This is a genomic window from Ruegeria sp. E1 (assembly GCF_056534225.1).
Window position 1 is genome coordinate 117,668 of record NZ_JBQFPE010000012.1, and the last position, 12,233, is coordinate 129,900.

The window sequence follows — 12,233 nt, forward strand, 5'->3', positions numbered from 1 at the left end:
GCAAGCCCTTGTTTTCGTGGTTTTCGCGGTACGCATCTGGATCATCGACCCACCGCATAAGCTTGCATCAGCCGTGGCGTCGCTGCGGCGCGCAGGGTGCCATCCGCCTCGCGCAGTGCAGCCGTCATGCGACCGACAGACCATGGGTCGGCCACGATCAACTTGTGCCCCCGGGCCCGCAGATCGGCGATGACATCTTGCCCCACATCCGGTTCGATCATCATTTCGCCGGATCTGACTCCGCGCGGAAAGAACGAGCCCTGAAAATGCGTTGTATGGAATAAGGGCGCATCCATGCAGGCCTGCAACCCCATTCCGAAATGCACAAATCGCAGGAACCAGATCAGCTGCCATTGATCCTGCTGATCCCCTCCCGGTGTGCCAAAGACCATGCGGACGCCGTCTTTTTCAGCCAGACTTGGTGACAGGGTAGTTCTGGGCCTGCGACCCGGCTCAAGCGCGTTGGGCAGGCCGTGTTCCAGCCAGAACATCTGCGCACGGGAATTCAGCGGAAAGCCCAGCCCGGGGATAACCGGGTTGCTTTGCAACCAACCCCCTGACGGCGTGGCCGCGACCATGTTGCCCCAGCGGTCGATCACATCCAGATGTACTGTATCGCCACGCTTTTCCGTCAGATGCGACATGGTGGGTTCCTGCGCCGCGACTTGACCAACGCCGAAATCACGCGCGCTGCGCTCGAGATAGGCATCGGCCAGATGCTCATACCCCGGCACGCGGCCCGGTCGCTGTTCCAGTGACGCCTTGGGCGTGATCAGCTTGCGTCGCGCGGCGTTGTAATCCTCGCTCAGCAGCACATCCATCGGAATGTCGCTGTGATCGGGGTCTCCATAGTACGCTTCGCGGTCGGCATAGGCGAGTTTCATGGCCTCGACAACAAGGTGCACGAAATCGGCACCGTTGGGATCCATCGCGGCCAGATCAAAGCCCTTGAGCAGGGCAAGCGCCTGCAACAGCACAGGCCCCTGACCCCAGGCATGGGTCTTTTTGACGGTCCAGCCGTGGTAATCATAGCAAAGAGGTGCCTCATAGCTTGCCCGCCAGTTGGCCAAATCCTCTGGCGCCAATACTGCCGAATGATGCGCATCGGAAACATCCATCACACAGGCATCCTTGAGATAGTCAAAGATGGCATCAGCAACAAAGCCTTCGCGCCACTGACGCCGCGCCTCGTCGATCTGCGCCTCGCGGGTGTCGCCGGTGCTGGCGGCCAACCGGTCATAGGTCGCAGCCAGATCGGGATTGCAAAACAGCGCATGTGGGTCCGGAGCTTCACCGCCCGGCGTCCAGACCTTGGCAGAGCTAGGCCATTCACGGGCAAAGAAATCCGCAAGCCCCGCTATCGTATGCGCAACGCGTGGCAGGACGGGATGACCGTCGCGGGCATAGTCGATGGCGGGCTGCATGACCTCGCGCAAAGACAGGCTGCCATGATCGCGCAGCATCAGCATCCAGCCGTCAAATGCGCCGGGCACCACCGTCGACAGCAGGCCCGATCCGGGGACCAGAGTCAGGCCCTGTGCAGCGTAATGTTCGACCGTCGCAGCGGCTGGCGCCACACCCTGCGCACACAGAACCTGTACCTCATCCCGGTCTGCAGAGTAGAAAATCGCGGGCATATCCCCGGCAGGCCCGTTCAGATGCGGCTCGACCACTTGAAGCGTTAGCGCACAGGCGACAGCCGCATCAAAGGCGTTGCCGCCCTTTTCCAGAATGGACATCCCCACCGCCGAAGCGATCCAGTGGGTCGAGGTAACAACGCCAAAGGTTCCTCGGATCTCGGGGCGGGTCGTGAAGTCAGACATGTTGGGGTTTGCGTTCCTTTGTTTGCTTCAACTAATTCTCAGCTACACAACAGCAAGTCTCAGATCACCAACACCCTGAATATGCCCATGCAGCCGATCCCCACGCGTGACCGGCCCGACACCCGAAGGTGTTCCGGTCAGAATGATGTCTCCTGCCCGCAAGGTGAAAAATTCGGACAGATACGAGATGACTTCGGGCACCTTCCAGATCATCTGGCTCAGATCGCCCTGTTGTCGAACCTCTCCATTAATGCTCAGCGAAATCGCACCCCTGTCCGGGTGCCCGATATCAGCCGTGGGCACCAGCGCACCGCAGGGGGCCGAGTGTTCGAATGCCTTACCAATTTCCCACGGCCTGCCCTGTTTTTTCATCTGGCCTTGCAGATCGCGCCGGGTCATGTCCAACGCGACGCCGTAGCCAAATACGCAGTTTAATGCGTCGCCCAAAGGAATGTTGTCGCCTCCAGACCCCAGCGCCACGGCCAGTTCGATTTCGTGATGCACATCGCCGGTCATCGGCGGATATGGAAAGTCATTGCCCTCGCGCAGAATGTTGTCCGGGTTCTTTTGAAAAAAAAACGGCGGCTCGCGGTTCGGGTCGTAACCCATTTCGATCGCGTGCGCTGCATAATTACGCCCAACACAATAGATCCGATGCACCGGGAACGCCGCATCCGATCCGCTAATCGGAAGCGCTGGCTGCTCGCGCGGAGGGAAAGCATAGTTCATTCTTGCATCTTTCAATTGTTATGGCCGGTATTGATCTGATCATTTGTGGCGCAGTGTGCAACCACTTGCCTGATCTGGCGGAAATGGCAAAGCTCCGCCTATTGGGCCCGGGGCATACAACTAATTAACTAAATCCAACTGGCCAAGCTACCGTGGGTTGTGTCGCGACGAGTCGCATTTCGGCGCGCCGCCGTACTATCGATCAAAAAAGAGAGACTGACATGCCGACTATTTTATCAGCGGGTGATATTGCGTTTACCGGGTTCAATTCTGACAATCCTGATGAGTTCACCTTTGTTGCTTTGACAGATATCGAAGCTGGAACCGAGATCAGATTTACCGACAACGGCTGGCTTGCAGCGGGTGGTTTCCGGAATACCGAAGGCATATTCATCTGGATCGCACCCGCAAATATCGCGGCGGGTACCGTGATTAATCCGGCGTTCTCAGGGCCGTCATTCTCGGCCAGTGGCGATCAGATACATGCCTATCAGGGGGATGAGGCCGCGCCGACTTTTGTTGCGTCTGTTCATTTCAACGGCAATGGGTACGAGGCTGACGCGACCTCGTCGAATACTTCAGCGCTTCCGACGGGCTTGACCGTCGGGACCAGCGCGGTTGCAGTGCCCGAGGCTGACAATGGCGTCTATTCCGGCCCCCTCAGCGGCACCAAGGCCGAGTTGCAAGCAGCCATTAACGATCCGGACAACTGGCAGACCGACAATGTGCGGATAGACGATATCGAACCTGCGTGTTTCACGGTCACGGACGCCACGCCCTCTGCCTCGGTCATCATCAACGATCTCGACCTTGCCGCTGACGAAGGCGGCTTGGCGGATTCCTACGAAGTCACCTTGTCAGTCGCACCAACGCAACCCGTGACGATTACCATCGCAGCAGGCCCGGATCTGGATGTCGTGCCCGCACAGCTAGTGTTTGATGCAAGCAACTTTGACCAACCGCAGCAGGTTGCCGTCACCGCCGTAGACGACGATCTGCCAGAGGCGGCCGAGGTTGCAGATATCGAACATACCGTCACATCCGATGACCCGGCATATGACGGTATCCTTGCCCCTGTTGTCGAGGTCTCAATCTCGGCCAGCGACATCGAAATCGTCGCAATCTACGAGATTCAGGGCGCGGGCCATATGTCGGAATTCGTGTTGCCTGAGGGGCAAACCGTTGCAGAGTTTTTTGATGACCTGCCCGCTGGCCCGTCGAGCATCCTTGGCGCTATGGTGTCGACCAGCGGTATCGTCACGGCGGTTGATTCCAATGGGTTCTATTTGCAGGATCCGGACGGAGACGGGGATGACGCGACTTCGGACGCGATATTCGTGTTCACCGGGTCCAGCCCTACCGTAGCCGTTGGGGACGCCATTACACTTGGCGGAACGGTTGCCGAATTCTTTCCCGGCGGAACGGGCAGTCGGAACCTGCCCACCACTCAGCTGACCAACATCTTCGATCTTGAGGTTCAGTCATCGGGCAACGCCCTGCCCGATGCCGTTCTGATTGGCAATGATCCGGGCGAACGGGCGGTTCCCAATCAAAGCATCGACGATGACGCTTTTGCCTCATTCGATCCCACCCAGGATGGCATCGATTTCTTTGAAAGCCTCGAAGGGATGCGCGTGACGGCGACCGATTTGCTGGCCGTCAGCGGCACCAGCCGGTTTGGCGAGATCTTTGCGGTCGCTGATCAGGGCAGCGACGCCACGGGTCTTTCCGAGCGTGGCACGCTGAACATCTCTCCCGATGATTTCAACCCTGAAAAAATCCAGATCGACGAAGACAGCGGGATATTCAACTTTGACTTTCCGACGGTGAATGTTGGGGACCAGCTTGGCGACGTCACCGGTGTTGTTGGCTATAGCTTTGGCAACTATGAAATCCTGCCAACCGAGGATTTCACGCCAAACATCGTAGCCGCCGGGTTGGAGCCGGAATCGACCGACCTTGCCGGATCAGCCAACGAGCTAACGATTGCCACTTACAATGTTCTCAACCTCGATCCAAACGATGACGACGGCGATCAGGATGTGGCCGATGGCCGGTTCGACGCCATAGCCGCGCATATCACCAACAATCTGGGCCGCCCGGATATCATTGGCCTGCAAGAGGTGCAGGACAACTCGGGCTCGGACAATGACGGAACCGTTTCAGCGTCCGAAACTTTGGCGCAATTGGCGGCGGCCATTCTTGCTGCCGGAGGTCCGGCTTATGAGGTGATCGACAATACCTTCATCGGCGATGGAACCTCGGGCGGTCAGCCGGGGGGCAATATCCGCACGGCCTTTCTGTATAACCCTGACCGCGTGGCGCTGGTTGAAGGATCGGTGCAAACCATCAGCGGACAAGGCCCGGGCGAAGCGTTCGAGGGCGCGCGCCTGCCGCTGGTCGCTGAATTTGCCTTCAACGGCGAGACCGTGACGGTGGTCAACAACCACTTTTCCTCAAAAGGCGGGTCCGCACCCATTCTGGGGACCGAACAGGATTTCACAGCCCGGCAAGAGGATGTCACAGTCAACGGCAGTCTCGATGAGCGGCAAGCCCAGAGTCAGGCCGTACAGGATTTCGTCAACGGTCTGGGCGACGGCGCCAATGCCGTCGTGCTGGGGGATTTCAACGAGTTCGAATTTGTCTCGCCCGTTGCTGATCTTGAAAACAACACCAGCCTCGTCAACCTGACCAACGACGTCCCCGAAGACGAACGCTATACTTTCGAGTTTCAGGGAAACAGCCAGTCACTGGACCATATTCTGGTGTCTGAAGATTTGTATTCCGGTGCGTTGGTGGACATCGTACATGTCAATTCCGAATTCGCGGCCACCAGTTCGCGGGCATCCGACCATGACCCGATGCTGACCAGCCTGTTTCTGCCGGACACGCAGACACTTGCGGTCGAGTTTGAGGCCGGGCGATGGTTCCGAACCGAGGCGATTGAAAGCATCGATGGCGAGGTTGTAGATGTCGACCGGCTTGGTCCTGTGCGCAAAAGCCTCAAGTTCTCGGACGTTGGTATTAAGGTCGATGCGATCGATCCAACGAATTTCGAACTTGTCGCCATCAAGCATGGTGCAATTGGCGTCTATTCGTTTGACGACCCCCTGTTCGGGCGCGCGGCCAGAACGGTCGATGGCGACGAAAGTCTGAGGATTGCGCTTGAAGACTCGGATTTTGAAGCGGTCGAGTTCATCTTCAGCTTTGGCGAAAGTCATGGCAACGGCGAGGTCGAAGTTGCCTTTTACGATGACGGTGATCTTGTGGGAACGATGACCGCGGATGCCGCCGACGGGGATTTCAACGGCTCGCTGGGTCGCACAACTTTTGACTCGGTAGAGCTGTCGGCAAGCGGAGACACCATGTTCACAGTCGATGAATTCGCGTTCGAGGTGATTGATCATAACCTGATTGCATGATGCAGCTCCGACACAGGTTGCGCGGGTTCGGTGTGCCGTCCGCGAAACCCTGCAAAAGGACGGAGGTATCCTGCATGATCTGTCGCTGACGAAGATTGGCCGGTCCTATGTTGCCATCGCATATTATGACCCCAACCGCCCGGTCCGCGCCGCTGAGACTGATCAGCTGACCCGAGCGCTGAATACCGATATCGGGCGTGGTTTGATTGGGGGCGGAACTCTGTCTGGTTGTCGCGTAGACCGACCGCACCGCGCACACGAAGGCCGGGGTATGAGCGATTGGGTTTGGCGAAATCGGAACATTCGCTCTAGGTATGGGGCAATCAATCTTTTTGTTACTCCGGGAACTTTGATGGCCAACCTAAGTGTATCGCGTGTACTGAACGTCACAGTGCCGACTTGCGTCACATCCAGCCATGGCAAGCTGACGACAAAGGTGAATGATGGCCGTGCTTGATGGAATTGCTGGCGCTCCGGGTTTGCTGATCCTACCTGTCGTTGCTTTTTTTGTGGCCGGGGCAGTCAAGGGGACGGTTGGCCTTGGTCTTCCGGCGACAGCATTGGGGATCCTGACGCTGACCGGAAACCCGAGGCAGGCGATTGCCTATGTTCTGGTGCCCATGATCGTGTCGAATGCCTGGCAGGCCTATCGGTCGGGCAAGATGGCGCGAACATTTCGGCGCTATCTGCCCTTTCTTGTCGCCATGTGTATTGGCGTCTGGCTGACCGTCAACCTAACGCAGAGCATCTCTGAACAGACCCTGATGGCCATTCTGGGGGTTGTCGTCGTCGTGTTCGTTTTCTTCAGCGCCCTGGATTGGGCCCCGGTGATCAGGGACGAGGTCGCCCCATACGCGCAGGTCGCATTCGGCGTGCTTGGCGGGATCATGGGCGGGCTCACATCGGTTTGGGCTCCGCCGATTGCAATCTATTTGTCATCGCGGCGGGTCGATAAGACAGAGTTCGTGCGCGCCAGCGGGTTGCTGATCTTCTTTGGCAGCCTGCCGCTGGCAAGCGGCTATATCTCGCAGGGTCTGGCCGACAAAGAGACATTCACGATCTCGACCCTTCTACTGATCCCGACATTTCTGGGGTACCACTTGGGGGAGCGGATCAGAAACCGGGTCGATCAGGACATGTTCCGTAAACTGTTTCTTGCGGCGTTTCTGCTGTTGGGCCTCAACCTGATCCGACGCGCGGTCATGTAGCCGAGGGTGATCGCCTTGCCGCTCTACTGTCAAGATCATCCGCTACATGGATCAGATGCATGAAATAGCTGACTTCAGATCACCTCAAGCAATTCGGAAATGGCGGTTTTGTACCGCGCCAGAATGGTATCGCGGTGGCGGTGCCGTCCTCTCTGAACCATATGCCGCCCTGCCGACCAGGTGTCAGTGACAACCGTGTCGGCTGCGGCAAAGCACAAACCGTCAAGCAATTGATCATCGCGCAAGGCACACAGCGCGGGATGCGCGCGGTCGATGGCCACCAGATCGGCCAGTTTTCCAACCTCGATAACACCCGCGTTACGGCCCAAGGCCTGCGCCCCTCCCATGGCTGCGCCGGTATACAGCGTGCGCCCGACCGACCCCTGATTCGCAACCATGACGTTGCGCGCCATGTCGCGCAGGCGTTGCGAGTATTCCAATGTCCGCAACTCCTCGGTCAGTGAAATACGGATATTCGAATCCGACCCGACACCGAATGCGCCGCCATGCTGCAGATAGGTGGGGCCGTTGAAAATACCGTCGCCAAGATTGGCCTCGGTAATCGGGCAGAGACCCGCCACCGCACCGCTTTTTGCCATGCCTGCGGTTTCTGAGTCGGTCATATGGGTGGCGTGGATCAGGCACCAGCGAGTATCGACCTCGACATTGTCCAGCAGCCATGCCACCGGGCGCTGACCCAGCTTCGCCTTAACATCGGCAACTTCTTTCAGCTGCTCTGAGATATGGATGTGCACCGGCCCCTGAGGTACAGCCTGCAGCACCCGCGCCAGATCGTCGGGCGAGGTCGCACGCAGCGAATGGGGTGCGATGCCGACGGCGGCATCGGCGGGCAGGGTTGCAAGGTTGCCGCGGCACGCTTCGACCAGTGACAGGAACTGGTCCACATCATTAGAAAACCGCATTTGTCCGCCTGCCAAAGGCTCCTGATTCACGCCGCCATAGGTATAGAGCACCGGCAAATGGGTCAGACCGATTCCAGTATGCGCAGCGGCGGTAAAAACCCGGTCGCTAAGCTCTGTCAGGTTTGCATAAGGCATACCGCCCGGTTGGTGATGGACATAGTGGAATTCCCCGACCGAGGCATATCCGGCCTCCTGCATCTCCATGAACACAAGCGCGGCGATGGCCTCGTAGTGTTCGGGTGTCAGGTGATCCAGAAACCGGTACATCAGATCGCGCCATGTCCAGAAGCTTTCTTTACCGGCGGCGCGGAACTCGGTCATTCCGGCCATTGCGCGCTGAAACGTGTGGCTGTGAAGGTTGGGCAGAGATGGCAGCAATACATCAACGGAACAGTCCGCACCCGCGGCACCTGTGCCGGAATCGATCCTGGCAATCCTGCCGTTGGTGCAACTGAGCGTGACGTTCTCCAGCCAGTCCTGCCCCACAAGCGCCCGGTTTGCGTGAATCTTCATCTTGCCCTCAATTTGTGTAGACATTATAATCTATCAACTATACCAAAATATCGAACGCCGCAACTTTGGAAATCTCTGATGAGCCCCAGAACCGTTTACCACCACGCGAATATTGCAACCCTGACCGAAACGGGCGCACCGTATGGGTTGATCCCTGACGCAGCGGTTGTGGTCTCGGAAGAACAAATCGAATGGGTCGGCCCACAGACTAATTTGCCCGCGAAATATCAGGGCGATGCGACCGAAGATCTGGGCGGGCGGCTGGTGACACCGGGGCTGATCGATTGTCACACACATGTGGTGTTTGGCGGTGATCGCGCCGAAGAGTTCGAGATGCGCCTGAACGGGGCAGGATATGAAGAGATCGCGCGCGCCGGGGGCGGCATCAACTCGACCGTCCGCGCCACCCGCGCCGCCGGTGTGGATGAATTGCTTACAACTGCCCTGCCCCGCGTCGATGCGCTGATTGCCGAAGGTCTGACCACCATTGAGATCAAGTCCGGCTATGGTCTGGATACGGAAACCGAGCTGAACATGCTGCGGGCCGCGCGTGAAATCGGCAACCGCCGTCCGATCACGGTGCAGACAACCTTTCTGGGCGCACATGCGACGCCACCCGAATACAAGGGTCGTGATGACGCTTATATCGATGAGGTGGCAATTCCCGCCTTGCGTGCCGCACACGCCGAGGGATTGGTGGACGCGGTGGACGGGTTCTGCGAGGGGATTGCGTTTCAACCTGCTCAGATCGCGCGGGTTTTTGACGTCGCCAAGTCGCTGGGCCTGCGGGTTAAGCTGCACGCAGAACAGCTGTCCAATCTGGGCGGGGCAAAACTGGCCGCGTCTTATGGCGCGCTGTCGGCAGATCATATCGAATATCTGGACGAGGATGGCGTGGCCGCGATGGCGCATGGCGGGACCGTCGGAGTAATCCTGCCGGGGGCGTTTTATACTCTGCGGGAAACTCAGGTTCCGCCGATTGATCTACTGCGCAGACATAATGTGCCGATGGCGCTGGCGACTGATTGTAACCCAGGCTCATCCCCACTGACCTCGCTGCTGCTGACCATGAACATGGGCTGCACCCTGTTCCGCCTGACGCCCGAGGAAACGCTGGCCGGTGTAACACGCAATGCGGCGCGGGCGCTGGGTCTGACGGATCGCGGCACTATCGCGACTGGTATGCGCGCCGATCTCGCGGTCTGGGACGTCGCGCGCCCGGCTGAGCTGTCTTATCGCATCGGATTCAATCCGCTGCACAAACGTATTTTCGGAGGTCACTCGTGACAACGCTCACTCTGGTTCCCGGGCAGGTCACGCTGCCGCAGCTCGAGGATATTTACTGGAACGGCGTGCCCGTCAGGCTGGATACATCCTGCCGCGCCGCCGTTGATCAGGCCGCGGGCCGCATTGCCGACGCCGCATCGGGCGATGTGCCGGTTTATGGCGTCAATACCGGTTTTGGCAAGCTGGCCAGCCTTAAGATTGCAACCGAAGATACCGCCACGCTGCAGCGGAACCTGATCTTCAGCCATTGCTGCGGCGTGGGTGAGGCAATGCCGCGCCGGATGGTTCGGCTGATGATGTCGCTGAAACTGCTTAGCTTTGGGCGCGGTGCGTCCGGCGTCCGCTGGGCATTGATCGAGCTTATGCAGGACATGCTCGACAAAGGCGTCACGCCGGTTGTTCCCGCGCAGGGTTCTGTCGGGGCGTCGGGCGACCTGGCCCCGCTGTCACACATGACCGCCGTGGTGATCGGTGAGGGCGAGGCGGAATATCAGGGTGAGGTTCTGCAGGGTGCACAGGCCTTGGCCAAGGCGGGCTTGTCGCCGATTGAACTGGGCCCCAAGGAAGGTCTGGCGTTTATCAACGGAACCCAGTTTTCCACCGCATACGCACTGGCCGGTCTATTCGAGGGCTGGCGCGCGGCGCAGAATGCACTGGTGATTTCAGCCCTGTCGACGGATGCGATCATGGGCTCTACCGCGCCCTTGCAGCCGGAAATCCACGCCTTGCGAGGCCATCGCGGGCAGATTGAGGCGGCCGAGGCCATGCGCGCGATCCTTGCCGGGTCGGAAATCCGCGAAAGCCATCGCGAGGGCGACACCCGCGTGCAGGACCCCTATTGCATCCGGTGTCAGCCGCAGGTCACAGGCGCGGCGATGGATGTGCTGCGGCAGGCGGCGCAGACCCTGCTGATCGAGGCGAACGCCGCCACCGACAACCCTCTGGTGCTGACCGAGGCAGGATTGATTGTTTCAGGTGGTAACTTCCATGCCGAACCGGTGGGTTTTGCCGCCGACATGATCGCACTGGCCCTGTCCGAAATCGGAGCCATCGCCCAACGCCGGATCGCGCTGATGGTCGACCCGACGCTCAGCTTTGATTTGCCACCCTTCCTGACGCCGGAACCCGGGCTGAACTCGGGCCTGATGATTGCCGAGGTGACAACCGCAGCACTGATGAGCGAGAATAAGCATCTGGCAAACCCGTGTGTGACCGACAGCACGCCGACCTCGGCCAATCAGGAAGATCACGTCTCGATGGCGGCGCATGGTGCGCGGCGGCTGACGCGGATGGTTGAAAATCTAAGCTATATTCTGGGTGTCGAACTGCTCTGTGCTGCGCAAGGGGTCGAATTCCGCGCCCCGCTTGTCACCAGCCCAACGCTGCAAGGGACCATCGCGCGGTTGCGTCAGGATGTTTCGCGCCTTGCGGAGGATCGCTATATGGCCCCGGATCTTGAGGCGGCCAAGGCGCTGGTCGCGGCGGCTGTGTTGCTTGATACGCTGGACGCGCCCTTGCCGGGGCTGGCGTGATGCAGGTCTTTGACGTCAAACCGGGCGACAGCCCCATCGTGCTGGGTCAACCCCATGGCGGCACCCATGTACCCGATGCCATCGCGGCGCGGCTGAATGCGACCGGAGCCGGATTGGCAGACACAGACTGGCACATCACGCGGCTGTATGATGGCTTGCTACCCGGCGCGACCGTGGTGGCGTCCAATGTCCATCGCTATGTGATTGATGCCAATCGCGATCCGGGCGGCGTCTCGCTGTATCCCGGTCAGAACACTACGACGTTGGTGCCGCTGACCGATTTTGACGGTCAACCGATCTGGATCGACGGGCAAGAGCCCTCGACGGATGAGATCGACGCCCGCCGCGTGGCCTATCACGCGCCGTATCATAACGCGCTACGTGCCGAGTTGGAGCGGGTGCGGGCAAAACATGGTGTGGCGATCCTGTTCGATTGTCATTCCATACGGTCCAACATTCCGTTCCTGTTTGATGGCAAGTTGCCGATCTGGAACACGGGCACCAATCTGGGCGCAACCTGTGCGCCGGGGATCGAGGCGGCGGTAGATGCGGTGGCACAGGCCTCGAGGATGGGCGCGGTGTTGAACGGGCGCTTCAAGGGCGGTTGGACCACGCGCCACTATGGCCAGCCTGAAACCGGCATCCATGCAATCCAGATGGAGACCGCGCAACGCGCCTATATGCACGAGACCCCGCCCTGGGATTGGGACGATGCCCGCGCCACCGCAGCCCGGCAGCATCTGCAGACCATGCTTGAAAAACTGAACGACCTCGCCCTGTCGGGCGCCATATGATC

9 protein-coding genes are annotated in these 12,233 nt (G+C 59.3%); 6 read left to right on the plus strand and 3 right to left on the minus strand.

From position 1 onward, the window contains the following. Nucleotides 1-41: 41 nt before the first annotated feature. Nucleotides 42-1,823 carry a gamma-glutamyltransferase family protein gene (locus ACR0FG_RS15810; RefSeq protein WP_170712026.1) on the minus strand — a complete coding sequence of 594 codons (1,782 nt, stop codon included), beginning with the start codon at nt 1,821-1,823 and terminating at the stop codon, nt 42-44. A 42-nt stretch (nt 1,824-1,865) separates the two neighbouring features. Beyond that, a complete protein-coding gene (locus tag ACR0FG_RS15815) occupies nt 1,866-2,552 on the minus strand; it encodes a fumarylacetoacetate hydrolase family protein (RefSeq protein ID WP_480893988.1) in 687 nt (228 codons plus the stop codon). 221 nt (nt 2,553-2,773) lie between these two features. On the opposite strand from ACR0FG_RS15815, the gene ACR0FG_RS15820 reads away from it, so the two are divergent. The 3 genes from ACR0FG_RS15820 to ACR0FG_RS15830 are packed head-to-tail and all read left to right on the plus strand — an operon-like array spanning nt 2,774 to nt 7,182. Beyond that, nucleotides 2,774-5,974 (plus strand): endonuclease/exonuclease/phosphatase family protein, encoded by a 3,201-nt coding sequence (locus ACR0FG_RS15820; RefSeq protein WP_480893989.1) that lies wholly within the window; start codon nt 2,774-2,776, stop codon nt 5,972-5,974. Beyond that, nucleotides 5,967-6,431: a hypothetical protein gene (locus ACR0FG_RS15825; protein ID WP_480893990.1), complete on the plus strand. Its 465-nt coding sequence runs from the start codon at nt 5,967-5,969 to the stop codon at nt 6,429-6,431. The genes ACR0FG_RS15820 and ACR0FG_RS15825 overlap by 8 nt, the downstream gene beginning before the upstream one ends. Continuing rightward, nucleotides 6,415-7,182 carry a sulfite exporter TauE/SafE family protein gene (locus ACR0FG_RS15830; RefSeq protein ID WP_480893991.1) on the plus strand — a complete coding sequence of 256 codons (768 nt, stop codon included), beginning with the start codon at nt 6,415-6,417 and terminating at the stop codon, nt 7,180-7,182. Before ACR0FG_RS15825 ends, ACR0FG_RS15830 begins: the two co-directional genes overlap by 17 nt. A 74-nt stretch (nt 7,183-7,256) precedes the next feature. Here the strand turns inward: ACR0FG_RS15830 and ACR0FG_RS15835 are convergent, their stop codons facing one another. Continuing rightward, the gene (locus ACR0FG_RS15835) at nt 7,257-8,618 is read right to left on the minus strand and encodes a formimidoylglutamate deiminase (RefSeq protein ID WP_480893992.1); all 1,362 of its coding nucleotides are present in this window, start codon (nt 8,616-8,618) and stop codon (nt 7,257-7,259) included. A 78-nt stretch (nt 8,619-8,696) separates the two neighbouring features. On the opposite strand from ACR0FG_RS15835, the gene hutI reads away from it, so the two are divergent. Genes hutI through hutG form a run of 3 tightly spaced genes read left to right on the plus strand, consistent with a single transcriptional unit; the run spans nt 8,697 to nt 12,231 of the window. Beyond that, the gene (gene hutI / locus ACR0FG_RS15840; protein WP_480893993.1) at nt 8,697-9,905 is read left to right on the plus strand and encodes an imidazolonepropionase; all 1,209 of its coding nucleotides are present in this window, start codon (nt 8,697-8,699) and stop codon (nt 9,903-9,905) included. Then, a complete protein-coding gene (gene hutH, locus ACR0FG_RS15845; RefSeq protein WP_480893994.1) occupies nt 9,902-11,437 on the plus strand; it encodes a histidine ammonia-lyase in 1,536 nt (511 codons plus the stop codon). The genes hutI and hutH overlap by 4 nt, the downstream gene beginning before the upstream one ends. Next, nucleotides 11,437-12,231, plus strand: a complete 795-nt coding sequence (hutG, locus tag ACR0FG_RS15850; RefSeq protein WP_480893995.1) for an N-formylglutamate deformylase — start codon at nt 11,437-11,439, stop codon at nt 12,229-12,231. The genes hutH and hutG overlap by 1 nt, the downstream gene beginning before the upstream one ends. Nucleotides 12,232-12,233: the final 2 nt, after the last annotated feature.